Source organism: Variovorax sp. SPNA7 (assembly GCF_033807855.1).
Taxonomy (GTDB): Bacteria; Pseudomonadota; Gammaproteobacteria; order Burkholderiales; family Burkholderiaceae_C; genus Variovorax; species Variovorax beijingensis.
Window position 1 is genome coordinate 4,570,114 of record NZ_CP138513.1, and the last position, 26,666, is coordinate 4,596,779.

Sequence of the window (26,666 nt, forward strand, 5' to 3'; positions counted from 1 at the left end):
GCAGCTCAGGCCGCGATCGGCTCGGGAAGAATGGCAGTCAACGCAAAGTCGACCAGATAGAGCCAGGTCGCTTCGATGCCCATGATGCTGTGGTGGTCCGAGGCGGGCACGGTCTGCACGCTGATGGGCGTGGGCCAGGCCGCGATGAGCTTCTGCGAGCGCTCGGGCAGCACCACGTCGTCGCGCTCGGCCAGCAGCACCTGGGTCTTGGCGGCCACTTCCTTGCAGTGCGTGAGCGAGTCGAAGCGGTGCCGCAGCAAGAGCGCCAGCGGAACCAGCGGAAAGCGCTTCTTGGCCACTTCGAGCATCGAGTCGTAGGGCGTGACCAGCTGCAGGCTCGAGAAGTCCTGCTGCGCCACCAGCTGGATGGCCACGCCCGTGCCCAGGCTGCGGCCGACCACGTGCAGGCGCGCCTGCGGAAAGGCCTTGCGCAGGTGGTTGGCAAACTGGATCGCGTCTGCCACCGAGGCGATCTCGGAGGGATGTCCCTCGGAGTCGGCCACGCCGCGGTAGTTGACGGCCGCAAATCCGAAGCCCTCCGGCAGCCAGTGCAGCGCCTGCGCGGTGGCTCGGACGTCCTCGCCCCGGCCGGCAAAATAGATGAACAGGTCCTGCAGCGCGTCTTCGCCCTGCGGGTGATAGACGTAGCCGCGCACCATGCCGCCCGGCACGGTGTGGGAGTAGGTGGAAAAGTCGTCGGACAGATGGACGACCGGAAGCTTCCTGGCGTTGAAGAGGATGTGCCCCTGCCGCGTGGCCAGCAGGGTCCAGTACGCCGCCATGCCGCCAATGGCGGCGGCCGAGGCCGAGAGCGCGATGCGAAAGGCTTTGGAGGATGACAAGGCTTGGCTCCTGCCTACTTCTTGCAGTCGCCGCCGACGGACACCGTGCCGTCCTTGCACTCCGTCAATATCTCTTCGTCGGCCGGGCCCGCGCTCGGGCGTGCCGGCGCCGCACCTGCTGCGGGTGCGCCTTCGCGCTGGTAGACGATCTTCTTGCTGCCGAGATCGCAGCTGCCCACCACCTGTCCTGCCGCTTCTGCATTGGCATCGACGGTGGTGACGGTGAAGCGCGTCACGCCGGCCGCGGCAATCTTCGCTTCGATCTGGGTGCGCAGGGCTTCGCAGTTTTCGGCGCCGTGGGCGCTGCCCGCCAGGGCAAGCGCCATGGGAATCAACCAGGATTTCATGATGAGTCGGCCTCGCAGCGGAGGGATTGGCAAACGAAGAGTCTAGCCCTTCATTTTCCAGCGACGCATCCCCGCGCGCGATGCGGTAACCAGGCGTCACTGCATCGCTACAGACGCAGGCTCAGTCGCAAGCGTTCCTGCCGGCCGGAGACTGGCGCAGCCTGTTGAGAAAGGCGAGCTGGACCCTGGCCGTATCGCTGCCCTGCGCGGCGGCGCGCAGCATCCAGCGGCGCGCCTCGCAGCGGTCGGCCTTGATGGCGGAGCCGTACAGCGTCGACCCCGCCAGCAGCACCATGCCCAGCATCTCCTGCGCCTCGGCGTTGTCCTCGGCCGCCGCTTGCCGAAGCTGTTCGAGCATCGAGCGGTAGTCGCGTGCGGCCTGCGCTTCCAGCGCCAGCTGGAAGCGCTGCTCCGCATGCAGCACGACGCCCGCGTCGGGTGGCCCGGCCGCGGAAAGCGCCGCCGCGAGGCACAGGGCGGCCGACAGGCCGATGCGCCAGCGCAGCGACCCGCTTGCGATTTGATTCAATTCGGATGCCATCGATGTTCTCCACCACTCGGTTGCGTGGAGGCCATCGTGGCAGCAAGTGCCGGCCCAAAGAAACTGGAATTCACGCAGCCAGGCTCAGCCGGCGCCTGAGCCCTTGCCTGTCTTCGGAATCTTTGCGGTCGTGGGGCAGGCATGCAGCCGCCGCCGTCCTTCAGCAGCAGCGCCCCTTGCCCCCGCCGTAGCGCGCCTCGAGCCGCTCGCGGAAGAAGGCCTCGTAGCTCATCGGCGGCTGGTCCGGGTGCGTGGCCGCCATGTGGGTCAGGTAGGCGTCGTAGTCGGGCAGCCCGACCATGAGCCGCAGCGACTGCTTGAGCGAGCGCGCGAAGTAGCGCCCGGCCTCCGGCAATGCGAGAGCCATGGCCCCCTCCTGCTCAGCGCGCCGCCGAGGCGGCGAGCGGTTCGAACGGCGTCTCCTGCGCGGTCGGCCGGTGGGCCGCGCGGGCCGCGAGGCAGGCCTTGATGCTGTAGACCAGCACGCTCAGCACCACGAACATGAAGAGCGCGCACAGCGCCGCATCGAGCCGGTCGTTGAAGACGATGCGCGACATGGCCTCGGGCGTCTTGGCCGGCGCCACCAGCACGCCGTTGGCCAGGCCCTCGGTGTACTTGGCCGCGTGCGAGAGGAAGCCGATCTTCGGATCGGGCGAGAAGATCTTCTGCCAGCCGGCCGTGAGCGTGCAGGCCAGAAGCCATGCGGCCGGCGCAATGGCCACCCATGCGTAGCGCTCGCGCTTCATGCGGAACAGCACCACCACGCCCAGCAGCAGCGCCACCGCGGCCAGCATCTGGTTGGAGATGCCGAACAGCGGCCACAGCGTGTTGATGCCGCCCAGCGGATCGACCACGCCCTGGTAGAGAAAGTAGCCCCAGGCCGCCACGCACAGCGCCGTGGCAAACAGGTTGGCCGGCAGCGAATCGGTGCGCTTGAGCGCGGGCACGAAGCTGCCCAGCAGGTCCTGCAGCATGAAGCGGCCGGCGCGGGTGCCGGCGTCCACGGCCGTGAGGATGAAGAGCGCCTCGAACAGAATCGCGAAGTGGTACCAGAAGGCCATCATGGCCTGCCCGCCGATCACCTGGTGGAGGATGTGGGCCATGCCCACGGCCAGCGTCGGCGCACCGCCCGCACGGCCGAGGATGGTGCTTTCGCCCACGTCCTTGGCGGTTTGCATCAGCATCTCGGGCGTGACCACGAAGCCCCAGCTCGAGATGGTCTGCGCCGCCTGTTGGGCGGTGCTGCCCACCAGCGCGGCCGGGCTGTTCATTGCAAAGTAGATGCCGGGCTCGATGCACGAAGCCGCCACCAGCGCCATCACCGCCACGAAGGATTCGGCCAGCATGCCGCCATAGCCGATGAAGCGCGCATGGCGCTCGTTGTCGAGCATCTTGGGCGTGGTGCCCGAGGAGATCAGCGCATGGAAGCCCGACACCGCGCCGCAGGCGATGGTGATGAACAGGAACGGGAACATGCTGCCCGACCACACCGGCCCGCCGCCCTGCGCAAACTGCGTGAGCGCGGGCATCTGCAGCGTCGGCATGACGAACACGATGCCCAGCGCCAGCGCGATGATGGTGCCGATCTTCAGGAAGGTCGACAGGTAGTCGCGCGGCGCCAGCAGCAGCCACACCGGCAGGCTCGCGGCCACGAAGCCGTAGCCCACGAGCATCCAGGTGAGCGCCTTGCCGTCGAAGGTGAAGAGCGGCGCCCACGCGGGGTTCTGGCTCACGGCCTGGCCGCCGAAGATGGCGAGCATCAGCAGCACGAAGCCGATCAGCGACACCTCGCCGATGCGCCCCGGCCGGATGAAGCGCAGGTACACGCCCATGAACAGCGCCACCGGAACGGTGGCCGCCACGGTGAAGGTGCCCCACGGCGATTCGGCCAGCGCCTTCACCACGATCAGCGCCAGCACCGCGAGGATGATGATCATGATCATGAAGGTGCCGAACAGCGCGATCATGCCGGGCACCGTGCCCATCTCCTGCTTGACGAGATCGCCGAGCGAGCGGCCGTCGCGCCGCGTGGAAATGAACAGGATGATGAAGTCCTGCACCGCGCCCGCGAACACCACACCCGCCAGCACCCACAGCAGCCCGGGCAGGTAGCCCATCTGCGCGGCCAGCACCGGGCCCACCAGCGGACCGGCGCCCGCAATGGCCGCGAAGTGGTGGCCGAACAGCACGTTCTTGTCGGTCGGCACGTAGTCCAGGCCGTCGTTGTGGCGGTGCGCCGGCGTCTTGCGGTTGCCGTCCAGCCCCAGCACCTTCTCGGCGATGAACAGGCTGTAGTAGCGGTAGGCGATCAGGTAGGTGCAGACCGCGGCGGTCACCACCCACAGGGCGTTGACGCTTTCACCGCGCGTGAGGGCCACGGTGCCGAGCGCGAATGCGCCGGCCACGGCCACGACGAGCCACACCAGGTGGCGGCGGATGCTGTGCATGGGAATGTCTCCTGGGAATGAACCCGGGAGTTTTGCCGCATGGGCGCGGGCGCGCATCCGTCGGACCGCGCGGCCCGCGTGCGTGGCTTTGCGTAATGGAAAACCCTGCCAGCGCCTGCGGACGCCCTGGCCCTATCGCACGGTGGACATCACCGTCGCGCGGCAGCGGGGCTGGTCGCGCGGCGCCAGCAGGTTGCAGTTGTCCAGCGCGCGCTGCTGCATGTCGCTGAGCCGGGGCTGCTCGCCGGACGGCGGGCCGTCCCACTGGCGGTAGGCCGGCGGTGGAGGCGGCTGCTCGGCCCAGCGCTCGCGGCGCTCGTATTCACGCCGCTGCTCGCGCTCGTAGGCGCGCTGCTCGCGGCGGTCGTAGCGCTCCTCGCGGTCGCGCTGGATGCGCCACATGCAGGTGTTGAAGTCGACGCCGGAGCGGCCGCTGGCGCAGTAGCGGCGGTCGTTCTCGTAAGGGTCGCCGCGCTGCGCGAACGCCGGGAGGATGGTGGCAATGCCCAGGATGGCCAGGGCTAGGATTTTTTTCATGGGGGACCTCTCCGAGCTTCGGTGATACCGGCACAGCATGCCATACCGGCCAGTCCGTCCCAAGGCAGGCATCCCCGTAGAACCAACGGCAACACCCGCGCGTTGAGTGGGATTCGGGCCGCTTTTTTTCCCGCTAGAGCCGGCGCGCCTGCATCGGCTGGCGCGACCAGTAGACGCCGTCCAGCCGGTCGAGCCGCACCTCGCCGCCCGTCGAGGGCGCATGCACGAACTGCCCGGCCCCCACGTAGATGCCCGCGTGCGACGGCGTGGAGGCGCCGAAGAGCACCAGGTCGCCCGAACGCAGTTCGGACGCGGGCACCGGGCGCCCGAAGCCGGCCATGCGCGCCACGGTGCGCGGCGTGGCCTGGCCCGTGCTGTTCCTGTACACGTAGCCGATGAGCCCGCTGCAATCGAAGCCGCCCTCCGGCGTGTTGCCGCCGTAGCGGTACGGCGTGCCGACCAGGCCCAGCGCATGGATCGCGACGCCGCTCGATTGCTCGGCCGTGAGCACGGGAGGCGGCCTGTAGCCGGCCACGGGCTGCGTCGGCCGCGGGCCCGCGCAGCCCAGCACCAGCAGGCAGGCGCCCATGGGCAGCAGGCGAAGCAGCAGCAGCGGCATGCGGGGACGACGTGGCGTGGGTGCGGATGCATCGGGCATGTGGTTCCTTCAGGACTTGGCCGTCGACTTCTTTGCAGGCTTCGGCTTGCCGGCACCGTTGAGCGCCACCGCCTCGCGCACGAGCGCCTCGAAGGCGGTCGCCTCGACTTCGTCGCCTTCGAAGATGTCGATCGCGCGGCGCATGTTGCCGTCCAGGCTCGCGTTGAAGAGGCCGGCCGGGTCCGGCAGCGAGGCGCCCTTGGCGAAGGTGAGCTTCACCTTGTCCTTGTAGGACTCGCCCGTGCAGATGATGCCGCCGTGCGACCAGACCGGCGTGCCCATCCACTTCCATTCCTCGACCACGTCCGGGTCCGCCTGCTTGATGAGCTTGCGCATGCGGCCCAGCGTGTCGCCGCGCCAGCCGCCGAGCTCGGCGATCCGTTGCGAGATGAGCTCCGATGCCGGCTGACCGGTGCTCGCGTCCGACTTTTTCATGTTCTGTCCTGAAGGTTCCGAAGCAGCTTCATTGCAATGACCGTGGAGGATAGCCATGCATCGAAGCAATGCAAGCAAGGCCCGTGTCCCGGCCATCGTATGGCACGATTGCCGCATGCCCGAGCCATCCCGCCGCATACCGTACCGCACCTGGCCAGGCGCGTTCGCTGTGCTGCTCGCCATTGCCGCCTACGTGGGCGGCCTGAGCTTCTGGGACAGCCGCACGCCCGGCAGCCGGCCGCTCGCGGCGGGAGACACGGTGTCCGTCGGCCATGCGAGGTTCGTTCCCGCCAGCGGATGGGAGATGGACGTGTCGCGCTCCAGGGCCGGCCAGTCGCTGATGCTGTTCAAGGGCGGCCACAAGTTCCTGGTGACCACGCGTGCCTGGGCCGGCGGGCCCGACGGTCCGCTGATGCGGCAGCAAAGGCTCATGGAGCGCGGCCAGCGCCTGAACATCGATGGCGACGTGTCCGACTTCGTCACTTCATGGGGCCTGCAGGGCAAGACCTTTGCGTACTACGGATCGAAGCTGGCCGGCCGCTTCTGGCAGGTGGTCGACCTGCAGCGCCGCTCGCTCGTGCAGATCGATTGCTACGGCGCCAGCGACGGCCTGAACGAGGCGATGGCCGACGCGCGCAGCATGCTGGAATCGATGGACCTGGAGGCACCGCAGTGAGCCCGCCCGCCTTCGAAGGCCAGCAGGACCGCGGCGACTGGCCGATCGGCACCGATTCGTTCTTCCAGCCGCAGCGCGCGGCCTTCTGGCTGCTGGCGGCGCTGATCGTCAACGGCCTGTTCTACACCGTCAGCATGTTCTCGATGGGGTTCCGCGTCGTCCCCGTCACGGCCCTGCTGGGCATTTTGGTGTGGGGCATCTACACGCTGCTTTTTCTTTTGGTCTTCCGCACGCTCGACCTGCTAGAGCAGCACCCGCCGGAAGCCTTCGTGCTGGCATTTGCGTGGGGCGGGCTCGGCGCCGTCTACTTTGCCGCGCCGGCGAACATCGCCATCCAGAGCCTGTGCGCCAAGCTGGTGTCGCCGGATTTCGTGGCCCTCTGGGGGCCGGCCATTGCGGGCCCCATCACCGAGGAGTTCCTGAAGATCGCGGGCGTCATCCTGCTGGTGCTGGTGGCGCGCAACCAGTTCCAGACTTACCTGTCGGTGCTGATCGTGGGTGCCATGGCGGGCCTGGGTTTCCAGGTGGTCGAGAACCTCAGCTACACCGTCAACGCCTCCATGCACTTTCCGCTCGAGAACCAGGTGTCTCCGGTGCTCATCAACCTGCTGACGCGCGGGCTGCTGAGCGGGCTGTGGAGCCATGCGGCCTACACGACGATCGCGTCCTTCGGCGTGGCCTGGTTCCTGCTGCATCCGGAGCGTTCGCTGGCGGCGAGGATCGCCTGCGCCTTGCTGTGCTTCGCGCTTGCGTGGGCAATGCATTTCATCTGGAACTCCCCATGGCTCGAAGACCTCTTCGACGGCGGCTACGGCGACATGGCCGTGATGCTCGCCGTCAAGGGCATTCCCGCGATGGTGGCGGCCGGGCTCTTCTGGCGCGTTGCCGCGCGCGAGAACGGCGCCTACCTGCATGCGCTGGCCGCCTACTTCGTGCCCGAGCGCGAGCTGATCCGCGACGACGAGTGGATCCGCCTGGGCGCGCCCCTGCAGCGCTACAAGGTTCGCCGGGAGATCGGCTGGACCTTCGGGCTGCGGGCCAGGCGCCTGAAGACGCAGCTGCAGCGCGAGCAATTGCGGCTGATCCGCAAGGCCATGACCTACGGGCGCGGGGCGCAGACGCTGCGGCATGAAGTGGCGATCCGGCGCGTGCGGGCCGAGCTCGATCCGCTCATTGCCGCACAGCCCTGAGGAAGGATCTCAGGCACGGCGCCTTGCCTGGCATTCATCGAGACCATGGCCCTGGATCCTTCCGAACGCCCGCTAAAGCCCGCGCCTTCGCGCCGCAAGCGCTGGCTCGGCATGGCCGCGGCATGCGCCGCGCTTGCCGTGGGTGCATGGGCCGTGGCCACCGGCACCGTCGAGATTCCCGAGCGCTTCGATCCGTGGGCGCCGCTCGACGTGGCGGCGCCGCCCGATTGGCTGACCAGCTTCAAGCTCGAGCGGGCCCGCCGCGAGCCGGCGCGCTGCCTTGCGGCGCTGGCGCAAACCGGCATGCAGTACGAGCTGCTGCCCGACCGCGTCACCGGCCCCGGCTGCGGCTTCAAGAACGCCGTGAGGCTGCGCTCCGCCGGCGTACGCCTGGGCACCGCGCCTTCGCTGAGCTGCCCGATGGCGCTGTCCTTCTTCATGTGGGAGCGCCACGCGCTGCAGCCGGCCGCCAGGCAGCGCTTCGGCCAGCCGGTGGTGGCCATCGAGCATCTCGGCAGCTACGCCTGCCGCAACGTGAACCGCGGCGACGATGCCGTGCCGGGCGCTTCGCGCAGCCGGCATGCCACGGCCGATGCACTGGACGTCGCCGGCCTCACGCTGGCCGACGGCCGCCGCATCACGGTGCTGCAAGCCTGGCCCCGCAGCAGTGCCCCGAGCACGGACGATCCGTCGGCGCTGCTGTTGCGCGATGCGCACCGCGGCGCCTGCCGATTTTTCAACGGCGCGCTGGGCCCCGACTACAACGCCGCGCACAAGGACCACTTCCACCTGGAGACCGGCGGGTATGACATGTGCCGCTAGCATCTTGAAGCGTTGTCACTACGCAGTGGTTTCGCTCTTCTTGCGTGCCACCAACGCCGCGAGACCTGCACTGACGACGGCCCAGGCTCCAATTCCAACAGCCATCGCGTTCTCGGGCTTCATCGGCAATTGAATCGGAACGATGCCGAAGGCAATGCTGACGACTCCAATGGCAGCAAGCATTCCAAGCGCCCGACGCGGATTCGTCGCGGCGACGCCGCCGACCCAAGCACCCAACGCGGCAGAGGCCGCACCGCCCATGACGACATACACGCGCAGCATCCGAGCGGCTTCATCCTCGCCGTGATGCCCAATCCCTGTACCGGGAAACGCGAGTGAAAAGAGGATTGGCATGCCCAGAAACAGAGCGACGCCGAGCAAAGCCCCGCACAAAGTGAAGATTGGACGCTTCATCAGCTTATTGGCCAGAAGACAACTCGACGCGACGCGTGCAGATCGGAGTAGAGGTATCCGTTGCCGCTCCACGGTGATCGAAAGGTATCAATGCCGAGCGAGAAGCGAAGGAACGTCGTCCACGACGGCGTCAGTCGATTCCGATCCCACAGGTCGATGTGATCTCCAGTGGGAAACTTTGCCTCAGCGGTACGCAACCAGTAGTCCTCGAAATAGATGATGCCCGTGCGACCGGAAAGACTCTTGTCGAAGCTTTTTCCCTGGTGTGTTTCCGCATCTGGACAGCCAGCGAACGGACGACGCATCAGCCAGTTGGCCAATTCGGTTGCGCACAGCACCATTCCGTTTCCGGAAGGGCCAAATTCGCAGCGTGGGCCGGGAAATGTCTTGAAGCTGACACCCGACTTTTCCAACGCAATGCCGACCCGTATTGCGCATTGGTCGTCATACGCCTTCTTTCCCGTGCGAGGGTTCACGCAAGGGTCATCACTGGGGTAGTTCTTCCATATCGCTTCGAACGATATCGGCTTTGCCATTTCGGGAAGTGGCATCTGTTTTTTCCTTCCTGTGCTTATCTGGCTTGGTCCAGCGAACTGACCAGCAACCACTGCGGGTCCGACGCATCTTATCGACCCAAGTTCGTGCTGCCTGCCACCCGAAAGGCTACGTTCACACGGGCCGTCTCCTGCGATCATGAAATATTGCGCGTCCTGCAGGCAAGCACGATGCGGGGACTCTCCAATCATCGAATCCAACGATGAGAACCTTGGCGCTACATCGCACGCGCCTCATGCGAAAGCGCTAGCCGCCCTCACGGGATTCACCCACAATCCCGCCGGTGCCGAAAGTTGCGCACCGCCATCGACTCCCGCGAAAACCCAAGGACCGCCAATGAAGTGCTCGATCCGCCGCTCCCTCGCCATCACCGCCACGGCCCTGGGCCTGGCGGTCGCACTGGTCTCATGCGGTGGTGGTGGTGGCGGCGGGGGTGGAGGTGGCGGAGGGATCGGCATCGGCGTCGGCGCTCCATCGACACCCACCGCGGCACAACTGCCGGAGCGCGAGGCGCTGATTGCCCGCGCACGCGCCCTCGAACTCAACACGCCCTACGTGCCGCCGCCCGGCAACGCGCTGGAGCACCACACCTCCGGCTATGCCAAGGCGATGTGCTCCGCCGTGTTCATCACCGGCATCGATCCCGAGGTCGCGGCCGAAAGCCTGGGCTACTTCGTGGGGCCGTACGAGCAGCGCAAGAACGTAGACAAGCCGGTGGTCGACCGCGTGAAAAAGGAAGTTCGCATCTCGATTCCCAACGGCCCGACGCTGGTGGCGCGCCACTTCGGTTCGCAGGGCTGCATCACGCTGCCGGCCGGCCGCGACGGCGTGTTCTTCACGCCCGTCGAAGTCAGGAGCGCGCTGCCCGACCCCGCGACCCAACCCTGGCCGATGGGCGACGTGCTGCCGGGCGAGCCGCCGCCGGCCGAAGTCGACATGGCCAAGGTGACCCGGGCCGTCGATGCCGCGTTCGATGAGCCCGAGGCCTATACATCGGCCTTCGTGGTCACGCACAAGGGCCGCATCGTCGCCGAGCGCTACATGAGCGGCATCGGCCCGACGACGCCGCTCGAATCGTGGTCGATGGGCAAGAGCGTGGTGGCCACGATGATGGGGGTGCTGATCAAGCAGGGCGTGTACAGGCTCGACCAGCCGGCGCCGATTCCCGAGTGGCAAGGCGCCGGCGATGCGCGCCAGCAGATCAAGATCTCCGACATCCTGCAGATGTCGAGCGGCCTGCGCATCAAGGCGCCGGACGATCCGGACTTCGACCCCAACGGCACCTACCCGGATCACACCTACTACTACACGGGCCGGATCAACGCATTCAACTATGCCGCCACCCGGCCGCAGCAATGGCCGCCCGGCGCGGTGGGCCGCTACCGCAACACCGATCCCGTGCTGGCCAACTACCTAGTTCGCCTCGCGGTGGAAAAGAGCGGCGAGGAATATCTTTCGTTTCCGCAGCGCGCGCTCTTCGACAAGATCGGCATCCGCTCCATGGTGATCGAGACCGACCCCTACGGCAACTTTCTCACGCAGGGCTACGACTTCATGTCGGGGCGAGACTGGGCACGCCTTGGCAATCTCTATCTGCAGGACGGCGTGTGGAACGGCGAGCGCATTCTTCCCGAGGGCTTCGTCAAGTTCGTGAGCAGCGTGGCACCGGCCTGGGCCGCGGACAAGCGCCCGATCTACGGCGGCTTCTTCTGGATCAACGGCATGAGCTCGCTCGCGGCGCCGACCTCGGCCTACTACATGCTCGGCGCAGGAGGCCAGCACGTGGTGGTGATTCCGTCGCACGATCTCGTCGTGGTGCGGATCGGCCATTCGAGGGGATCACGCTTTGCAGGCTCGACGCTGAACCAGGCGCTGGGGCTGCTGACCGCTGCGGTGCCCCGCGTGCGCTGAGCCTAGAAGCCGAAGACCAGCAGCAGGTTGTTCGCGGGCATTGCATGCCGCTCGCGCAGCGCAAGCCCTGCGCGGTGCGCCTCGGCCACCACGTCCTCCAGGCGCCGTATGCCCCATTCGGGATTGCGGGCTTGCAGGTCTTCGTCGAACGCCAGGTTGCTCGGTGCCGGCGTGCCTTCTTCTTCGAAGTAGGGCCCGTAGGTGACCAGCAATCCATCGGCAAGCAGATGCCGCGCGGCACCTTGCATCAACGCGGCACATGCGGCCCAGGGCGCGATGTGCAGCATGTTGGCGCAGTAGATCGCATCGAACTTTTCTTCTGCTCGAGCGAACGCGGCGCCTTGCGACGGCCATCGCGGCGCCATCACGTCGAGCAGCAGCGGCGCGCGGAGATTGGGCAATGCGGCCTGTGCGACGCGGCCTGCGATCGCGGGGAGCATCCGCGCGTCTGCGTCGGTAGGCTGCCAGGTCCATTGGGGCATTGCTGCGGCGAACCAGGCGGCATGCTGGCCCGTGCCGGATGCGATCTCGAGCGCACTGCCGCGCTCGCCGAGGATGCGGGCCAGCGCCTCGAGGATGGGCTGCTTGTTGCGGTCGGCGGCGGGGCTGTGGGGAAGGTCGGACATGCGGATCGGGCCTGGATGGGTGTGGGTTGATTGGGGGAAGACAGAGCGGTTCAGTCCTGGCCGAACTCCCTCGCATGCTCCACCGCATACTTGATGAGTTCCGCCTGCCCCTCGATGCCGAGCCGCCGCTTGATGCTCTGCCGGTGCGCCTCCACGGTGCGCACGCTCAGCCCCAGGTCGCGCGCGATCTGCTTGCTCGATTCGCCGCGGCCCAGCGCGCTGAGGATCTCGCTCTCGCGCGGTGTGAGCAGCGGCTTGGGCGCCTGGTTGCGGAACAGTTTTTTCGACACGGCCGGGCTCAGGAAGGTGCCGCCAGCCGACACCGCCTCGATGGCCGCGACGATCTCGGCCGCGGGCGCGTCCTTCAGCACATAGCCGCGCGCGCCCACCTGCAGGGCCTTCTGCACGTATTCGGGGTTGTCGTACATGCTGAGCATCACCACGTGCGGCGCGGGCTGATGGCGCTGCAGCACCAGTGCGGCCAGGTCGATGCCGTTCATGTCCTTCATGCCGACATCCATCAGCAGCAGGTCGGGCCTGAGCGACTCGACCAGCGCCAGCGCCTCGGCCGCGCTGCCGGCCTCGCCGACGATCTCCAGCCCCGGCATGGCGCCGAGCCGTGCGCGCAGGCCGTCTCGCACCAGCGGATGGTCGTCGACCAGGAAGAGGCGGATGGGGGCGGCGTCTTTCTTCATGCCGGTTCAGGCCTCGCACTGCGCGCCGGCACCTCGGCCACGATGGTTGTACCGCCTTCGCCCGACTGCACGTCCAGGCGCCCGCCGATCGACTCCATGCGCTCACGCATGTTGCGCAGGCCGATGCCGCGCCGCGCATCGAGCTGCATCGCCTCCACGTCGAAACCGACGCCGTCATCGCCAATTTCGAGCCGCACGCCGTCCTCGTCGGAAAAGCCCAGCGCAATGTGCACGCGGTGCGCCTGCGCGTGCTTGCGCACATTGGTGAGCGCCTCCTGCGTGACGCGGAAGAGCGCGGTCTTGGCCTCCTGCGAGAGTTCGAAGGCCTCGCCCTCGATCATGATCGAGGCGTCGATGGCGCCCTCTTCGGCGAATTCGTCGCCCAGGCGCTCGAGCGCGGCGGGCAGGCCGAGCGTGTCGAGCAGGGCCGGCCGCAGGCGGTGCGAAATGCGGCGCACCTCGATCAGCGAATCGTTGAGCCTTTGCAGCGCCTTGCTCAGTGCGGGCGGCGCGGGCTGGCGTTCGCGGTCGAGCGCATCCACCGCCGATTCGATCAGCAGCTTGGCCGACACCAGCGTCTGGCTGGTGCCGTCGTGCAGTTCGCGCGCGAGGTGGCCGCGCTCTTCTTCCTGCGACTGCACCACGCGCCGCGCCAGCAGCCGCATCTTGGCCTCGGCCGTGCGGTGCTCGCTGAGGTTGAGCAGCAGCCCGGTGGCGCTCACCACGCCCAGGCACAGCGCCGCGATGCCGGCAATCCAGAGCAGCGTGGTGGTGACGTTGGCGCTCATCTGGCGGTCGAGCGCCTGCATGGTGGCCTCGATGTCGTCGAGGTACAGGCCGGTGCCGACCATCCAGTTCCAGCGCGGCAACGCGGTGACGTAGCCGAGCTTGGGCGCCATCTGCTCGCTGGAGGGCTTGCGCCATTCGTACTCCACGTAGCCGCCGCCCGCGCGCGCGCCCGCGATCAGGTCCTGGATGGTGAAGCGGCCGCGCGAGTCGCGCATGTCCCAGAGGTTCTGGCCCACGAGATCGGGCTGGCGCGAATGCATGAGCGAGCGGCCCTGCATGTCGTAGACGAAGAAGTAGCCGTCGTCGCCGTAGTCGAGCGCGGCCAGGCGGCGCAGGGCCTCGCTGCGGGTGTCCTCGTCGTCCTGGCCGGCGTCGTACAACGGCCGCACGGTGCTCACGGCAAGGTCGACGTAGCTGCGCAGTTCGCTGCGCCGCTGGGCCATGTAGCTCTTCTCGATCAGCGCGCGCTCGCGCTGCGCGAGGTCATGCTCCTGGTGGCGCACCGCCAGTGCCACCAGCACCAGCGCAACCAGCAGCGGTGCAACGGCCAGTGCGACGATCTTGGTGCGGAGGTTCATCGGGAGGCAAGACTACCACCGGGCAAGGGCATGAACCTTAAGATCCCGAGAACACGGGGACGTACACCGGAGAGGATGGGCATGCAGACACGCAGGGTGGCCGTACTGGCCCTTTTTGCCTTGGTTGCCACCGGCGCTGCCACTGCCGGCACACCCTTCACGGCCGTGTTCAGCGGCACGGGGCGCGCATGCTCGGGCGGGCTGTACGTTCGAACGCAAACCATCGAATGGAATTCGAGCTTCAGCATCTGCCAGCCCAGCCGCTACAGCGTGCTGGAAAAAGACCTTGCCAAGGACCATGGCCGCATCGCCTTTAGGCTCGCAGCCCGCAGCCGGCAATGCCGCTACGAGGTGATCGAGGCTGAACAGGTCAGCACCTACGGCTGGAGCGTGCAGGGCTACCCATCGCTCGAGGCTTACCGGAAGCGCGCCCTGCCCGGCTGGCGCCATTCGCCCCGCGATGAACGAATGGTCCTGTCCTGCCCGATGGTCCGGCTGGACTGAGCGCCGCCCTCCTCGTAGCCGCCGAACGGTGTCAGTGCAGGCTCGTCGGCCGGCCCGAGGCCACCCAGGCATCGAGCCCGCCCGTCAGCGGCAGCGCGCGCCGCGCACCGCGCGCCAGCAGCACGCGCGCGGCCAGGGCGGCCGACACCTCGTTGGGGCAATTGCAGTAAAGGACCACGTCGCGCCCGCCGACGAGCGGCAGTTCCGGATGCCGCTGCTGCAGCGACTTGAGCGTGTACGCCAGCGCCCCGGGAATGCGGCGAGGATCGACCTGCACGCCGGCTTCCCCGCGCACATCGATCACGAGCGGCGGCGCCTCGCTCGCGAGCAGCTCATGCAGCTCGTCCACGCTGATGCGCGGCATGCCGGTGAGCCGCATGAACACGCGCCGGCGCCAGTAGCGCACCGCCAGCATCACGGCCAGCACCACCACCAGCGCCAGCGTCGCGATGCCGCCGGCCTGGGCCAGCATGGCCAGCACCTCCTGGATCTGGTCGCGAAAGACCCAGCCCAGCCCGAGGAAGACGCCGGTCCAGACCAGCGCGGCGCCAATGTCGAAGCCGATGAAGCGCCACACCGACATGCCCAGCGCACCGGCCATCGGCGGCGCGACCACCGAGACGCCCGGCACGAACTTGGCGGCCACCAGCGAGAGGCCGCCCCACCGGCCAATGAGCGATTCGCCGCGCCGCACGCATGAATCGGGCGACAGCGAGATGCGGCACAGAAGCCGCATGAAGCGGTAGCCGAAGCGGCGCCCGGCATAGAACCAGGCGCCGTCGCCGAGCACGTTGGCCAGCACCGCAGCCAGCACCACGCCCGCCACCGAGACATTGCCGGCCGCCAGCAGCGCGCCCGACACCACCAGCACCGCGGCCGCGGGCACCGGAAGGCCGAGGCGCGCGGCAAAGCTCGCCGCGAAGACGATCGCGATCGCGTTCTGCACCAGCAGCGACATCAGCTGTGCCATGGCGCCGGCGCGAGCTCTTGGGGGTCCACTCCCTGGCGGCCTACCGGGGCGCGTCGCCCTTGCGGTATTCGGCCGTGAGCTCGTCGAGCTTCTGCTTGAGTGCGGGCTCCAGCTTGTAGCTGGCCGCGGCCAGCGTGGCGTCGAGCTGCTCGGGGCGGCTGGCGCCGAGCAGCGGCGCGGTGATGAGCGGATTGGCCATGACCCAGGCCACCGCCAGCGTGGCCAGCGGCACGCCGGCTTCATCGGCCAGCTTGTGCAGCTGGGTCACGGTGTTGAAGCTGCGCTCGTTCCAGTAGCGGTCCTGGTACATGCCGCCGGCCGTGCCGAGCGTGAAGCGGGTGTTCTGCTCGGGCGTGGCGCCGGGCTTGTACTTGCCGGTGAGCAGGCCGCCGGCCAGCGGGTTGTAGGGGATCACGCCCAGGCCCTCTTCGCCCGCGAGCGGCAGCAGCTCGCGTTCGATCTCGCGGAACAGCAGGCTGTAGCGCGGCTGCACCGACACATAGCGCGTGAGCTTGTGCAGCTCGGCCTTGCCGAGCGCGCGGGCCAGCCGGTAGGCCAGGAAGTTGGACACACCGATGTAGCGCGCACGGCCCGACTTGACGATGACGTCGAGCGCCTCCAGGCTCTCCTCGAGCGGCGTCTCGCGGTCGTCGCTGTGCAGCTGGTACAGGTCGACGTGGTCGGTCTGCAGCCGCTTGAGCGAGGCATCGATGGCGTCGAGCAGGTGCTTGCGCGAGGCGCCCTGGTCCCAGCTGTTGGGGCCGACCTTGCCGACCGCCTTGGTGGCCACCACGAAGCGGCGGCGGCCCGCGGCGCCCTGCTTCTGCAGCCAACGGCCGATGATCTCTTCGGTGCGGCCCGTGGTTTCGACGGTGCCGCCGAGCGGGTACACGTCGGCGGTGTCGAGAAAGTTGATGCCGCCCTCGGCGGCCTTGTCGAGGATGCGGTGCGACACGGCCTCGTCGGTCTGCAGGCCGAAGGTCATGGTGCCGAGCGCAAGGCGCGAGACGGTGAGGCCGGTGCGGCCGAGTCGGGTGGTCGGGATGCTCATGGGGATGTCGCTCCGGGCGATGGAAGGGCGACGGCCATCATAGTCACGACGGCGCAAGGCTGCAGCGCCGGGGTGCTTTCAAGATGCACGCCGCGCGCATCGGAAGCGCCATGTGCGCTAGCCGGCGGAGCCTTCGCAGGCCACCTTGTCGTTGGGCCGCGCATGGGCCCTCGCGCTCATCAGCGCCCAGGCGAACACGCCCACGCCTGCCAGCGCGAGCAGCGCACCGACCCACCCGGTCGAGGTCCAGCCCAGCCCGGCCGCAATGGCCACGCCGCCGAGCCAGGCGCCCAGCGCATTGGCCATGTTGAAGGCCGAGTGGTTGAGCGCGGCGGCGAGCGTCTGCGCGTCGCCGGCCACGTCCATCAGGCGGATCTGCAGCGCCGGGCCGATGGCCACGGTGGTGCCGATGAGAAACACGTTGATTGCCGCGGTGACCACGTGGTGCGCCGCGAACGAGAACATCGCGAGCACCAGCGCCGCATAGACGAGCAGGCCGCCGATGGTGCGCATCAGCGACTTGTCGGCCAGCCGCGAGCCGACGAGGTTGCCGGTGACCATGCCCAGGCCGAACAGTGCGAGCACGAAGGGCACGCCGCCCAGCGGCAGGCCGGCCACTTCGATCAGCGTGGGCTTGATGTAGCTGAACACCGAGAACATGCCGCCGAAGCCGATGGCGCCGATGCCGAGCGTGAACCACACCTGCTTGCGCTTGAGCGCGCCGAGTTCGCGCCAGGGGCTGGCACCCGCGGGCGGCGCCAGGTCGGGGATGTCGCGGCGCAGCAGCGCCACGGCCGCCAGCGCGATCACGCCGACGAAAACGAAGGCGGCGCGCCAGCCGAACAGCTGGCCGAGCCATGCCGCGATCGGCACGCCCACCAGCGTGGCGCCGGTGAGCCCCAGCATCACGAGGCCCACCGCGCGTGCGCGCCGCCCGGGCGGCGCGAGCGTGGCGGCCACCAGCGCGGCCACGCCGAAGTAGGTGCCGTGCGGCAGCCCGGTGGCAAAGCGCAGCAGGTTGAGCGACAGGTAACCCGGCGCCATCGCGCTCGCGAAGTTGCCGGCGGCAAACACGGCCATGAGCGCGATCAGCAGCGCGCGTCGGCCCCAGCCGGCGGCCAGCACCGCGAGCACCGGGGCGCCGATGACCACGCCGAGCGCATAGGCGCTGATGACGTGGCCGGCCTGGGGGATGCTGACGTCGATGTCCTTCGCCACTTCGGGCAGCAGGCCCATGATCACGAACTCGCCGGTACCGATGGCGAAGCCGCCGACGCCGAGCGCGAGCACGGCGCGCAGGAAATTCACGGGCCGTGCGGAGGGGGAAACAACGGAAATGTCGGTGTCCGCGCTGTCCAGCGCGGGTGGGGAGGCGTTCAAGGCCAGGCTCCTGGGAGGGTGCCCGGCGGCGGCGGGCAGAGGCCTGATTTTAGGGTAAACCCTGAATTTCTGCCGATACGGCGATGCTGCGGCTGATACCGGCGTGCCGGCCCGCCCGTTGTCAGATCGCGACGAGCTGGCGCACGCCCTGCGCTTCCATGTCCTTGCCGAGCCCGCGCGCAATGACCTCGCCGCGCTCCATCACGAGGTAGTCGTCGGCCAGTTCCTGCGCAAAGTCGTAGTACTGCTCGCACAGCACGATGGCCATGTCGCCGCGGTCGGCCAGCATGCGGATGACGCGGCCGATGTCCTTGATGATGCTGGGCTGGATGCCTTCGGTGGGCTCGTCGAGGATCAACAACTTGGGCTTGGGCGCCAGCGCGCGGGCGATCGCGAGCTGCTGCTGCTGGCCGCCGGAGAGGTCGCCGCCCCTCCTGTTGATCATCTGCTTGAGCACTGGGAACAGGTCGAAGAGCTCCGACGGAATGGGCGTGCTGCCGCTCTTGTAGGCCAGGCCCATGCGCAGGTTTTCCTCGACCGTGAGCCTGGCGAAGATTTCGCGGCCCTGCGGGACGAAGCCGATGCCGGCCCGTGCCCTTTCATAAGGGGTGGCCTTGTGGATCGGCTTGCCTTCGAGCTCGATGCTGCCGCTCTTGATGGGGACCAGGCCCATCAGCGACTTGAGCAGCGTGGTCTTGCCTACGCCATTGCGGCCCAGCAGCACCGTGACCTTGCCTAGCGTGGCCTCGAAGCTCACGTCGCGGAGGATGTGGGAGCCGCCGTAGTACTGGTGGATGTTTTTTACTGTCAGCATTTTTTCGCCGTCCATGGCGTTGGTTGAGGGCACCCGGCATGCGGCACGTCGCGGTCGGCCCCACTGTGCCGGCCCTTCGGGCTGCCCTGCGGTGCTCGCGTTTCGCGGGGTCTCGCAGAACTCGCTTCGCTCAAACAGCTGCGAGCCCTGATCCGCGAAACGCTGCGCTCCTCGGCGGCACAGAGGGGCCGTCCACGCCGCGCCGCATGCCGGGCGCTGGTCGTCGTGCTGAGGCCGTCGGCCCTCACCCCGGCCCTCTCCCGGAGGGAGAGGGAGGAAGCCAGGGGATGCACCACCGCTCTGACCACAGCCTCCGTCGCCGAGCCCCGGACACCAACAGCGATCCGTTCACCGCCCAAGATAGACCTCGATCACGCGCTCATCGGCCTGCACCTCGTCCAGCGTGCCCTGCGCCAGCACGGACCCGTCGCACAGCACGGTGACGATCTCGGAAATGGTGCGGATGAAGCTCATGTCGTGCTCCACCACCATCAGCGAATGCTTGCCCTTGAGCGTGAGGAACAGTTCGGCGGTGCGCGCCGTTTCCTCGTCGGTCATGCCGGCCACGGGCTCGTCGAGCAGCAGCAGCTTCGGGTCCTGCATCAGCAGCATGCCGATCTCGAGCCACTGCTTCTGGCCGTGGCTCAGGTTGCCGGCCAGGCGCGACACGCTGTCGGCCAGGTGAATGGTCTGCAGCACCTCGGCGAGCCGGTCGCTCTGCGACGAGTCGAGCCTGAACAGCATCGACGCGCGCACGCCCTTGTTGGTCTTGAGCGCGAGCTCGAGGTTCTCGAACACCGTGAGATGCTCGAACACCGTCGGCTTCTGGAACTTGCGCCCGATGCCCAGCTGCGCGATGTCGGCCTCGCGATGGCGCAGCAGGTCGATGGTGCTGCCGAAGAACACCGTGCCCTCGTCGGGCCGCGTCTTGCCGGTGATGATGTCCATCATCGTCGTCTTGCCCGCGCCGTTCGGGCCGATGATGCAACGCAGCTCGCCCGGCGCAATGTCGAGCGACAGCTTGTTGATGGCCTTGAAGCCGTCGAAGCTCACGCTCACGTCCTCGAGGTAGAGAATGCGGCCGTGCGTCACGTCCACTTCGCCCGGCGTTGCGATGCGGCCGAAGTCCGCGGAACGGCCGCCCGATTCGGTGCTGCCGCCCGCGTGGTGCATGCCCTTGGCGCGGGCGGCGCGCTCGGCGCCGGCTTCCATCAGGTCGGGCGTCATTCAGAAACCTCCGCGCTTCGCGCTGCGGTATTCGCCTTGGGAGCGGCCCGGCGGCTCATTTCAGAAACCTCCGCGCTTCGCGCTGCGGTATTCGCCTTGGGAGCGGCCCGGCGGCTCATGCGCGCGCTCCCTTCACTTCGGCCACCAGCGGCGCGTGCAGCGCCTCCGGCTCCACGCCTTGCGCGGCGGCCATGGCGCGCTGTGCTTCCTCGCGGCCGGCGCTCACGCCGGCCGGCGCCTTCTCCCTCGACAGCCACTTGCGCACCAGGCCCACGATGCCGTTCGGCAGGAACAGCGTGACAGCAATGAACAAGGCCCCCAGGAAGTACAGCCAGTACTCGGGGTAGGCCACCGTGAGCCAGCTCTTCGCGCCGTTGACGATGAAGGCGCCGATGATCGGCCCGATCAGCGTGGCGCGCCCGCCCACCGCGGCCCAGATCGCAATCTCGATGGAGTTGGCCGCGCTCATCTCGCCGGGGTTGATGATGCCGACCTGCGGCACATACAAGGCACCGGCCACGCCGCACATCACGGCCGAGATGACCCAGATCGTGAGCTTGTAGGGCAGCGGGTTGTAGCCCGAGAACATCACGCGCGTCTCTGCGTCGCGGATGGCCTGCAGCACGCGGCCGAACTTGCTTGCGATGAGCCACTTGGCGAACAGGAAGAAGCCCAGCAGCGTGAGGCCCGTGAGCGCGAAGAGCGTCATGCGCATTTCCTGCGTGGCGATCGGAATGCCCAGGATGCGCTTGAAGTCGGTAAAACCGTTGTTGCCGCCGAAGCCGGTCTCGTTGCGGAAGAACAGCAGCATCGCGGCAAAGGTCATGGCCTGCGTGATGATCGAAAAATACACGCCCTTGATGCGCGAACGGAAGGCGAAGAAGCCGAACACGAAGGCAATCAGGCCCGGCACCGCGACGATCAGCACCAGCGTGGCAATGAAGCTGTCGCTGAAGGTCCAGTGCCAGGGCAGCGTCTTCCAGTCGAGGAACACCATGAAGTCCGGCAGGTCGCTCTTGTAGTTGCCGTCGCGGCCGATCTGGCGCATCAGGTACATGCCCATCATGTAGCCGCCGAGCGCAAAGAACAGGCCATGGCCCAGCGAGAGGATGCCGGTGTAGCCCCAGATCAGGTCCATGGCCAGCGCGCAGATCGCGTAGCACATGATCTTGCCGACCAGCGCGACCGCGTAGTCGCTCATGTGCAGCGGGCTGCCGGGCGGCACCATCATGTTGAGCACCGGCGCCACCGCGCAGACCACGATCAGCGCGACGAAGAAGGCTGTCCAGCCCTTGCCGCTCAACAGCGGCCCCTTGGTTGGCAGTACGACCTTGTTGCTCATGCCTCAGCGCTCCGACCCTTCATGGCGAAGATGCCCTGTGGTCTCTTTTGAATGAAGATGATGATGAAAACGAGCACCGCGATCTTCGCGAGCACCGCGCCCGCCCAGCCTTCGATGAACTTGTTGAGAATGCCCAGGCCCATGGCCGCGTACACCGTGCCCGCGAGCTGGCCCACGCCGCCCATCACGACCACCATGAAGCTGTCGACGATGTAGCTTTGGCCCAGGTCGGGCCCGACGTTGCCGATCTGGCTCAGCGCGCAGCCCGCGAGGCCCGCGATGCCGGAGCCGAGCGCGAAGGCATAGGTATCGATGCGCGCCGTGTTCACGCCCATGCACGAGGCGATCGGCCGGTTCTGCGTGACGCCGCGCACGAACAGGCCCAGCCGCGTGCGGCCGATGAGCCAGCCCATCGCAAGCAGCACCAGCACCGCGAAGACGATGATGCAGATGCGGTTCCACGGCAGCGTGACGTTGCTCAGCATGGTGAAGCCGCCGCTCATCCAGCCGGGGTTTTCCACGCCGACGTTCTGCGCGCCGAACAGCGAGCGCACGAGCTGCTGCAGCATCAGGCTGATGCCCCAGGTGGCCAGCAGCGTCTCGAGCGGCCGGCCGTAAAGGAAGCGGATCACGCCGCGCTCGAGCACCGCGCCCACGAGCGCCGAACTCAGGAAGGCCACCGGAATGGCCGCTACCAGGTACCAGCCGAAGGCCGCCTCGGGCATGTAGCGCTGGAAGATGCCCTGCATCACGTAGGTGGCGTAGGCGCCGATCATCATCAGCTCGCCGTGCGCCATGTTGATGACGCCCATCAGCCCGTAGGTGATGGCCAGGCCCAGCGCGGCCAGCAGCAGCACCGAGCCCAGGCTGATGCCGCTGAACACCGCGTTGATGCGGTCGCCCCACACCAGGGCGCCGTCGATGCTGGCAATGGAGGCAACGATGGCGGCCTTGACGTCGATCTCGGTCTCGTCGGCCAGGCGCTGGTTGAGCAGCAGCTTGGTGTCCGGGCTCGTGTTGGCGCCGAGCTCCTTGGCCGCGGCAAGCCGCCTGGCCTTGTCGGCACTGGTAAGCATGCTCGCGGCGCGCACCAGCTGGAGCTGCGCCTTGATGCCGGGGTTGGTCTCGGCGGCCAGCGCCTTCTCGACCATCGGAACGCGCGATTCGTCGGGCTCCTTGAAGAGCGCCTGCGCAGCTTCGGCGCGCACCGCGTCGTCCTTGCTCGTGAGCTTGAGCGCGGCCTGCGCGGCATCGAGCGCGCCGCGCATGAGGTTGTTGTTGACCACGTCCTCGGCCGTGTCGGGCACCTTCACCTCGGCGCCGGTCACGGGGTCGTAGCCCTTGTCGTCCTTCATCACGAAGACCTTGTCTTCGGTGTACTTGACCGCGTCCTCGGTCATCGCCTGGATGAACGCGGCGGTCTTGTCGTCGGCCGTGAGCACGGCCTTGTTGAGCGCGGTGATGCGCGCTTCGGATTCGCCGGAGGCAATGGCGCGGGCTTCGTCGGCGGTCAGCGCGTGGACGGCCGATGCCATGAACAGCATGGCGGCGAGTGCACAGTGAAGGGGTCGTCGAAGCATCATGGAACCGGAAGTTGGGTTGGCTCCCTCCCCTTCCGGGGGAGGGTTGGGGTGGGGGCGCGCGGCGCTTGTCCAGGCGCAGTGCCCGTAGCGACCGCCGCCAGCCCCCACCCCTGCCCTCCCCCGGAAGGGGAGGGAGAAAACACTTACAGCGACTTGCCGGCGGGCTGATCCGGCTTCTTGTCGTTGCCTTCGATGTACGGGCTCCACGGCTTGGCCTTGACCGGGCCCGGCGTCTTCCACACCACGCTGAACTGGCCGTCGGCCTTGATCTCGCCGATGAACACGCTCTTGTGCAGGTGGTGGTTCTTCTCGTCCATCTTCGAGACGATGCCCGAGGGGGCGGTGAAGGTCTGGCCGGCCATCGCCGCGATCACCTTGTCGGTGTCGGTGCTCTTGGCCTTCTCCACGGCCTGCTTCCACATGTGGATGCCGATCCAGGTGGCTTCCATCGGGTCGTTGGTGAGCGGCTTGTCCTTGTGGCCGGCGATGTTCTTGGCCTTGGCGTAGTCGCCCCACTGCTTGATGAACGCCGTGTTGGTCGGGTTCTTGATCGACATGAAGTAGTTCCATGCAGCCAGGTGGCCGACCAGCGGCTTGGTGTCCACGCCGCGCAGTTCTTCCTCGCCCACCGAGAAGGCCACCACCGGCACGTCCTTGGCCTTGAGGCCGGCGTTGCCGAGTTCCTTGTAGAAGGGCACGTTCGAGTCGCCGTTGATGGTCGAGACCACTGCGGTCTTGCCGCCCGAGGAGAATTTCTTGATGTCGGCGACGATGGTCTGGTAGTCGCTGTGGCCGAAGGGGGTGTACTTCTCGTCGATGTCGGTGTCCTTCACGCCCTTGCTCTTGAGGTAGGCGCGCAGGATCTTGTTGGTGGTGCGCGGGTAGACGTAGTCGGTGCCCAGCAGCACCCAGCGCTTGGCACCGCCGCCTTCCTTGCTCATCAGGTAGTCGACCGCCGGAATGGCCTGCTGGTTGGGCGCGGCGCCGGTGTAGAACACGTTCTTGCTGAGCTCTTCGCCCTCGTACTGCACGGGGTAGAACAAGAGGCCGTTCATTTCCTCGACCACCGGCAGCACCGACTTGCGCGACACCGAGGTCCAGCAGCCGAAGATCACCGAAACCTTGTCCTGGCCGAGCAGCTGCTTGGTCTTTTCAGCGAACAGCGGCCAGTTGGATGCCGGGTCGACCACCACGGGCTCGAGCTGCTTGCCCAGCACGCCGCCCTTCTTGTTGATGTCGTCGATGGCCATCAGCACCGTGTCTTTCAACACGGTTTCCGAAATGGCCATCGTGCCCGACAGCGAGTGCAGCACGCCGACCTTGATGGTGTCGGCGGCAAAGGCCGGCGCAGCGGAAATGCTGGCCAGGGCGACGGCGGCGGTGAGCGCCTTGAGTGTGAAACGACGTTGCATGTGGACTCCTGCTCCGGGGTGGTTGAAACCTGGTCGCCGGGACGGGCCGGACGATGGAGGGGAGTCTGCGGATTCGCCCGCCCGCGAGAAATACGCCGGGTGGCGTACACGGAGGTACTCAGGGACGACTGGCGCATGGCGCGCCGCGGTCCGCGCAGGCGCTGCCGCCTAGGCGCTCGCCGGAAGGCCCGCCTTGATTTTGGCCGCGCGCTTGAACTGCGCCGCCGCAAAGGCCCAGACCATGCGCGTGGCATCGGGCCCGGCCGGGTCGCTGAAAAGCGTCGCGGCAGCGCCGCCGCTCCAGGCATGCCCGAGCCCCGCGATCTCGCACAGCATGACCAGCGTGCGGCCCTTGCGCCGGAAGTCGGTCAGCCGCATGGCGTGCCGCTTGCCGCGCTGCAGCGTGCGCGCGAGCCCCGGCTTGGCGCCCACGGCCGTGGCCCACACGGCCGCGCTGTTGACGGCATTGCTCGGCGCCACCACGGCATCGGCCTCGCCATGGATCACCAGCATTGGCGGCAGGGTCGCGAACACGGCGGCCGCGCCCATGGCCTTGCCGACGGCGGTGGTCGGCATGGGGGGCGTGTGCTGCCCGCGCATCGCGCCCAGTGCCGTGGCCGAAGATTTCGCGGCGCCCGGCGCCACGCCCGAATGCATCGCCACGGCGCGAAAGCGCGCCGGATAGCGCGTGGCCAGCAGCGCCGCCATGCTGGCCCCGGCCGACAGGCCCGCCAGCGCGATGCGCTCACGGTCCACCGGATAGAGCATCGAGGCCTGGTCGATGGCGGCCATCAAGGTGGCGGCCTCGGCGTCGGCCTTGCCCGAGCGCCGCTCGTACCAGTTCCAGCAGCCTTGGGGATGGGCCAGCCTGTCCTGCTCCAGGTAGAGCACCAGGAAGCGCTGGCGCACCGCCAGCGCGTTCATTCGCGTGCTGGCCGCAAAGTCGCGCCCGGTCTGGCCGCAGCCATGCAGCATGACCATGAGCGGCAGCTTCTCGCCGGGCTGCAGTTGCAGGCCGGCCGGGCGGAACAGGTGATAGCCGCGCGCGCCGCCGGGGCCCAGCGCCATGCCGCCGAGCCAGTCGCCCTTGCCCGGCGGCGGCTTTAGCCGCTTGGCGGCTGCGCGCTGCACCTGGCCCGCCACGCGCTTGCTGTTGCCGAGCGTGATCTTCGTGAGGGCCTTCAGGTTGCGCTCATACGCGCGGGCGAACAGGGAGGCAGTGGAACGGCGGGCCATGGCGCAGTGTGACGCAAAGCGCCGGCCGTCCAAACAAGCGGCGCGAGGCCTAGTAGATCTCCGGCACGATCATGCTGGCCGGCACCGGCTGGCGCAGGTAGTCGGCATGGCGCTCGCGCGCGGGCAGGTCCACCGGCGGATGCGGCACCTCCTGGTAGGGCAGCTGGCCCAGCAGGTGGCTGATGCAGTTCAGCCGCGCCTTTTTCTTGTCGACCGCCTGCACCACCCACCACGGCGCTTCCGCGATGTGGGTGCGCTCCAGCATGATTTCCTTCGCCTTGGTGTATTCCTCCCAGCGGCGGCGGCTTTCGAGGTCCATGGGGCTCAGCTTCCATTGCTTGAGCGGATCGTGGATGCGGCCCAGGAAGCGCATGTGCTGCTCGTCGTCGGTGATGGAGAACCAGTACTTGATGAGCTTGATGCCCGAGCGCACCAGCATCTTCTCGAACTCCGGCACGGTGCGGAAGAACTCCTCGTACTCGTCGTCGCTGCAAAAGCCCATCACGCGCTCCACGCCGGCACGGTTGTACCAGCTGCGGTCGAACAGCACCATTTCGCCGGCGGCCGGCAGGTGCGCGGCATAGCGCTGGAAGTACCACTGCGTGCGTTCGCGGTCGTTGGGCGCGGGCAGCGCGGCCACGCGGGCCACGCGCGGGTTCAGGCGCTGCGTGATGCGCTTGATGACGCCGCCCTTGCCCGCCGCGTCGCGGCCTTCGAAAAGAATGACCACCTTCTGCTTGCTGTGCTGCACCCAGTCCTGCAGCTTCACGAGCTCGCCCTGCAGCCGGAACAGTTCCTTGAAATAGGCCTGGCGCGCGGCCTTGTCGTTGGTGCGCGACGCGGGGTCGAGCCCGTCGATGTTGCGGTCCTCGATCTCCAGTTCAAGCTCCTCGTCGTAGCTGTCGATCAAGTCGCGGGCGATGCGTTGCATCAGGTCTTCGTGGTCTGGAAGTGCGCTTGTCAGCATCATGGGCAAAAGGAGGTGTGGGGTGGAACGAGGCATGCTGCCCGCTGCACATGACGGTTGCGTGACGGCCCGCAGGCTGCCGACACGAAGTTGTCACATATGGCGAACACCATCCAG

General features: G+C 67.7%; 28 protein-coding genes. 5 read left to right on the top strand and 23 right to left on the bottom strand.

Annotated features, from left to right (window positions below; translation table 11 throughout):
* Positions 1-5: 5 nt before the first annotated feature.
* The 8 genes from RZE77_RS21260 to RZE77_RS21295 all read right to left on the bottom strand — a co-directional run bounded on the left by RZE77_RS21260 (position 6) and on the right by RZE77_RS21295 (position 5,807).
* Positions 6-842 (bottom strand): alpha/beta hydrolase, encoded by an 837-nt coding sequence (locus tag RZE77_RS21260; RefSeq protein ID WP_319439154.1) that lies wholly within the window; start codon positions 840-842, stop codon positions 6-8.
* Between the two features lie 14 nt (positions 843-856).
* Entirely contained in the window at positions 857-1,189 is a 333-nt protein-coding gene (locus tag RZE77_RS21265) for a DUF1161 domain-containing protein (protein ID WP_319439155.1), read from the bottom strand.
* A 121-nt stretch (positions 1,190-1,310) separates the two neighbouring features.
* Positions 1,311-1,730 carry an SEL1-like repeat protein gene (locus RZE77_RS21270; protein ID WP_319439156.1) on the bottom strand — a complete coding sequence of 140 codons (420 nt, stop codon included), beginning with the start codon at positions 1,728-1,730 and terminating at the stop codon, positions 1,311-1,313.
* Positions 1,731-1,890: 160 nt separating this feature from the next.
* Positions 1,891-2,097 carry a YbdD/YjiX family protein gene (locus RZE77_RS21275; RefSeq protein ID WP_307657088.1) on the bottom strand — a complete coding sequence of 69 codons (207 nt, stop codon included), beginning with the start codon at positions 2,095-2,097 and terminating at the stop codon, positions 1,891-1,893.
* Between the two features lie 13 nt (positions 2,098-2,110).
* The gene (locus tag RZE77_RS21280) at positions 2,111-4,177 is read right to left on the bottom strand and encodes a carbon starvation CstA family protein (protein WP_319439157.1); all 2,067 of its coding nucleotides are present in this window, start codon (positions 4,175-4,177) and stop codon (positions 2,111-2,113) included.
* A 132-nt stretch (positions 4,178-4,309) separates the two neighbouring features.
* Positions 4,310-4,714 (bottom strand): hypothetical protein, encoded by a 405-nt coding sequence (locus tag RZE77_RS21285; RefSeq protein WP_319439158.1) that lies wholly within the window; start codon positions 4,712-4,714, stop codon positions 4,310-4,312.
* 133 nt (positions 4,715-4,847) lie between these two features.
* On the bottom strand, positions 4,848-5,372 hold the full coding sequence (locus tag RZE77_RS21290; protein WP_319439159.1) for a C40 family peptidase: 525 nt from the start codon (positions 5,370-5,372) through the stop codon (positions 4,848-4,850).
* Positions 5,373-5,381: 9 nt separating this feature from the next.
* Positions 5,382-5,807, bottom strand: a complete 426-nt coding sequence (locus RZE77_RS21295) for a DUF1801 domain-containing protein (RefSeq protein WP_319439160.1) — start codon at positions 5,805-5,807, stop codon at positions 5,382-5,384.
* A 115-nt stretch (positions 5,808-5,922) separates the two neighbouring features.
* Here RZE77_RS21295 and RZE77_RS21300 point away from each other — a divergent pair, with 115 nt between their 5' ends.
* From RZE77_RS21300 to RZE77_RS21310, 3 genes are read left to right on the top strand one after another with little or no spacing between them, the layout of a single operon-like run.
* Entirely contained in the window at positions 5,923-6,483 is a 561-nt protein-coding gene (locus tag RZE77_RS21300) for a hypothetical protein (protein ID WP_319439161.1), read from the top strand.
* Positions 6,480-7,673: a PrsW family intramembrane metalloprotease gene (locus tag RZE77_RS21305; protein ID WP_319439162.1), complete on the top strand. Its 1,194-nt coding sequence runs from the start codon at positions 6,480-6,482 to the stop codon at positions 7,671-7,673. The genes RZE77_RS21300 and RZE77_RS21305 overlap by 4 nt, the downstream gene beginning before the upstream one ends.
* 45 nt (positions 7,674-7,718) lie before the next feature.
* The gene (locus tag RZE77_RS21310) at positions 7,719-8,495 is read left to right on the top strand and encodes an extensin-like domain-containing protein (RefSeq protein ID WP_319439163.1); all 777 of its coding nucleotides are present in this window, start codon (positions 7,719-7,721) and stop codon (positions 8,493-8,495) included.
* An 18-nt stretch (positions 8,496-8,513) separates the two neighbouring features.
* On the opposite strand, the gene RZE77_RS21315 is transcribed toward RZE77_RS21310, so the two are convergent.
* Positions 8,514-8,909, bottom strand: a complete 396-nt coding sequence (locus RZE77_RS21315; RefSeq protein ID WP_319439164.1) for a hypothetical protein — start codon at positions 8,907-8,909, stop codon at positions 8,514-8,516.
* Complete coding sequence (locus RZE77_RS21320) at positions 8,909-9,460, bottom strand: type VI secretion system amidase effector protein Tae4 (protein ID WP_319439165.1); 552 nt, start codon at positions 9,458-9,460, stop codon at positions 8,909-8,911. Before RZE77_RS21320 ends, RZE77_RS21315 begins: the two co-directional genes overlap by 1 nt.
* 340 nt (positions 9,461-9,800) lie before the next feature.
* Between RZE77_RS21320 and RZE77_RS21325 the strand changes: the two genes are divergently transcribed.
* The gene (locus RZE77_RS21325; RefSeq protein ID WP_319439166.1) at positions 9,801-11,375 is read left to right on the top strand and encodes a serine hydrolase domain-containing protein; all 1,575 of its coding nucleotides are present in this window, start codon (positions 9,801-9,803) and stop codon (positions 11,373-11,375) included.
* 2 nt (positions 11,376-11,377) lie between these two features.
* Here RZE77_RS21325 and RZE77_RS21330 read toward each other — a convergent pair whose 3' ends face one another.
* Genes RZE77_RS21330 through RZE77_RS21340 form a run of 3 tightly spaced genes read right to left on the bottom strand, consistent with a single transcriptional unit; the run spans position 11,378 to position 14,063 of the window.
* Positions 11,378-12,001 carry a DUF938 domain-containing protein gene (locus RZE77_RS21330; protein ID WP_319439167.1) on the bottom strand — a complete coding sequence of 208 codons (624 nt, stop codon included), beginning with the start codon at positions 11,999-12,001 and terminating at the stop codon, positions 11,378-11,380.
* 50 nt (positions 12,002-12,051) lie between these two features.
* Positions 12,052-12,696, bottom strand: coding sequence for a response regulator transcription factor (locus tag RZE77_RS21335; protein ID WP_319439168.1), 645 nt, complete (start codon positions 12,694-12,696; stop codon positions 12,052-12,054).
* Entirely contained in the window at positions 12,693-14,063 is a 1,371-nt protein-coding gene (locus RZE77_RS21340) for a cache domain-containing protein (RefSeq protein ID WP_319439169.1), read from the bottom strand. Before RZE77_RS21340 ends, RZE77_RS21335 begins: the two co-directional genes overlap by 4 nt.
* 81 nt (positions 14,064-14,144) lie before the next feature.
* On the opposite strand from RZE77_RS21340, the gene RZE77_RS21345 reads away from it, so the two are divergent.
* On the top strand, positions 14,145-14,567 hold the full coding sequence (locus RZE77_RS21345; protein WP_319439170.1) for a hypothetical protein: 423 nt from the start codon (positions 14,145-14,147) through the stop codon (positions 14,565-14,567).
* 31 nt (positions 14,568-14,598) lie between these two features.
* Here the strand turns inward: RZE77_RS21345 and RZE77_RS21350 are convergent, their stop codons facing one another.
* The 10 genes from RZE77_RS21350 to ppk2 form a co-directional block, all read right to left on the bottom strand.
* A complete protein-coding gene (locus RZE77_RS21350; RefSeq protein WP_319439171.1) occupies positions 14,599-15,537 on the bottom strand; it encodes a VTT domain-containing protein in 939 nt (312 codons plus the stop codon).
* Between the two features lie 40 nt (positions 15,538-15,577).
* A complete protein-coding gene (locus RZE77_RS21355) occupies positions 15,578-16,588 on the bottom strand; it encodes an aldo/keto reductase (protein WP_319439172.1) in 1,011 nt (336 codons plus the stop codon).
* A gap of 117 nt (positions 16,589-16,705) precedes the next feature.
* Positions 16,706-17,968, bottom strand: a complete 1,263-nt coding sequence (locus RZE77_RS21360) for an MFS transporter (protein ID WP_319439173.1) — start codon at positions 17,966-17,968, stop codon at positions 16,706-16,708.
* 121 nt (positions 17,969-18,089) lie between these two features.
* A complete protein-coding gene (gene urtE, locus RZE77_RS21365; RefSeq protein ID WP_021008684.1) occupies positions 18,090-18,782 on the bottom strand; it encodes an urea ABC transporter ATP-binding subunit UrtE in 693 nt (230 codons plus the stop codon).
* A gap of 348 nt (positions 18,783-19,130) precedes the next feature.
* Positions 19,131-20,009, bottom strand: coding sequence for an urea ABC transporter ATP-binding protein UrtD (gene urtD, locus RZE77_RS21370; RefSeq protein ID WP_319439174.1), 879 nt, complete (start codon positions 20,007-20,009; stop codon positions 19,131-19,133).
* Between the two features lie 115 nt (positions 20,010-20,124).
* Complete coding sequence (gene urtC / locus RZE77_RS21375) at positions 20,125-21,351, bottom strand: urea ABC transporter permease subunit UrtC (RefSeq protein WP_319439175.1); 1,227 nt, start codon at positions 21,349-21,351, stop codon at positions 20,125-20,127.
* Positions 21,348-22,895, bottom strand: a complete 1,548-nt coding sequence (gene urtB / locus RZE77_RS21380) for an urea ABC transporter permease subunit UrtB (RefSeq protein WP_319439176.1) — start codon at positions 22,893-22,895, stop codon at positions 21,348-21,350. The genes urtC and urtB overlap by 4 nt, the downstream gene beginning before the upstream one ends.
* 182 nt (positions 22,896-23,077) lie before the next feature.
* A complete protein-coding gene (gene urtA / locus RZE77_RS21385; RefSeq protein ID WP_319439177.1) occupies positions 23,078-24,346 on the bottom strand; it encodes an urea ABC transporter substrate-binding protein in 1,269 nt (422 codons plus the stop codon).
* Positions 24,347-24,514: 168 nt separating this feature from the next.
* A complete protein-coding gene (locus RZE77_RS21390; RefSeq protein ID WP_319439178.1) occupies positions 24,515-25,582 on the bottom strand; it encodes an extracellular catalytic domain type 1 short-chain-length polyhydroxyalkanoate depolymerase in 1,068 nt (355 codons plus the stop codon).
* Positions 25,583-25,631: 49 nt separating this feature from the next.
* On the bottom strand, positions 25,632-26,549 hold the full coding sequence (ppk2, locus tag RZE77_RS21395) for a polyphosphate kinase 2 (RefSeq protein WP_405547642.1): 918 nt from the start codon (positions 26,547-26,549) through the stop codon (positions 25,632-25,634).
* Positions 26,550-26,666 lie beyond the last annotated feature (117 nt).

Bases quoted from the DNA above. Each gene is read 5' to 3' on its own strand.
- RZE77_RS21320 (WP_319439165.1), bottom strand. From the start codon at position 9,460: ATGCCACTTCCCGAAATGGCAAAGCCGATATCGTTCGAAGCGATATGG.
- RZE77_RS21340 (WP_319439169.1), bottom strand. From the start codon at position 14,063: ATGAACCTCCGCACCAAGATCGTCGCACTGGCCGTTGCACCGCTGCTG.
- RZE77_RS21390 (WP_319439178.1), bottom strand. From the start codon at position 25,582: ATGGCCCGCCGTTCCACTGCCTCCCTGTTCGCCCGCGCGTATGAGCGC.
- urtA (WP_319439177.1), bottom strand. From the start codon at position 24,346: ATGCAACGTCGTTTCACACTCAAGGCGCTCACCGCCGCCGTCGCCCTG.
- RZE77_RS21345 (WP_319439170.1), top strand. From the start codon at position 14,145: ATGCAGACACGCAGGGTGGCCGTACTGGCCCTTTTTGCCTTGGTTGCC.
- ppk2 (WP_405547642.1), bottom strand. From the start codon at position 26,549: ATGCTGACAAGCGCACTTCCAGACCACGAAGACCTGATGCAACGCATC.
- RZE77_RS21330 (WP_319439167.1), bottom strand. From the start codon at position 12,001: ATGTCCGACCTTCCCCACAGCCCCGCCGCCGACCGCAACAAGCAGCCC.
- urtE (WP_021008684.1), bottom strand. From the start codon at position 18,782: ATGCTGACAGTAAAAAACATCCACCAGTACTACGGCGGCTCCCACATC.
- RZE77_RS21280 (WP_319439157.1), bottom strand. From the start codon at position 4,177: ATGCACAGCATCCGCCGCCACCTGGTGTGGCTCGTCGTGGCCGTGGCC.
- RZE77_RS21265 (WP_319439155.1), bottom strand. From the start codon at position 1,189: ATGAAATCCTGGTTGATTCCCATGGCGCTTGCCCTGGCGGGCAGCGCC.
- RZE77_RS21270 (WP_319439156.1), bottom strand. From the start codon at position 1,730: ATGGCATCCGAATTGAATCAAATCGCAAGCGGGTCGCTGCGCTGGCGC.
- RZE77_RS21285 (WP_319439158.1), bottom strand. From the start codon at position 4,714: ATGAAAAAAATCCTAGCCCTGGCCATCCTGGGCATTGCCACCATCCTC.
- RZE77_RS21315 (WP_319439164.1), bottom strand. From the start codon at position 8,909: ATGAAGCGTCCAATCTTCACTTTGTGCGGGGCTTTGCTCGGCGTCGCT.
- RZE77_RS21355 (WP_319439172.1), bottom strand. From the start codon at position 16,588: ATGAGCATCCCGACCACCCGACTCGGCCGCACCGGCCTCACCGTCTCG.
- RZE77_RS21335 (WP_319439168.1), bottom strand. From the start codon at position 12,696: ATGAAGAAAGACGCCGCCCCCATCCGCCTCTTCCTGGTCGACGACCAT.
- urtB (WP_319439176.1), bottom strand. From the start codon at position 22,895: ATGCTGTTCATGGCATCGGCCGTCCACGCGCTGACCGCCGACGAAGCC.
- RZE77_RS21275 (WP_307657088.1), bottom strand. From the start codon at position 2,097: ATGGCTCTCGCATTGCCGGAGGCCGGGCGCTACTTCGCGCGCTCGCTC.
- RZE77_RS21290 (WP_319439159.1), bottom strand. From the start codon at position 5,372: ATGCCCGATGCATCCGCACCCACGCCACGTCGTCCCCGCATGCCGCTG.
- RZE77_RS21325 (WP_319439166.1), top strand. From the start codon at position 9,801: ATGAAGTGCTCGATCCGCCGCTCCCTCGCCATCACCGCCACGGCCCTG.
- urtD (WP_319439174.1), bottom strand. From the start codon at position 20,009: ATGACGCCCGACCTGATGGAAGCCGGCGCCGAGCGCGCCGCCCGCGCC.
- RZE77_RS21350 (WP_319439171.1), bottom strand. From the start codon at position 15,537: ATGGCACAGCTGATGTCGCTGCTGGTGCAGAACGCGATCGCGATCGTC.
- urtC (WP_319439175.1), bottom strand. From the start codon at position 21,351: ATGAGCAACAAGGTCGTACTGCCAACCAAGGGGCCGCTGTTGAGCGGC.
- RZE77_RS21295 (WP_319439160.1), bottom strand. From the start codon at position 5,807: ATGAAAAAGTCGGACGCGAGCACCGGTCAGCCGGCATCGGAGCTCATC.
- RZE77_RS21300 (WP_319439161.1), top strand. From the start codon at position 5,923: ATGCCCGAGCCATCCCGCCGCATACCGTACCGCACCTGGCCAGGCGCG.
- RZE77_RS21310 (WP_319439163.1), top strand. From the start codon at position 7,719: ATGGCCCTGGATCCTTCCGAACGCCCGCTAAAGCCCGCGCCTTCGCGC.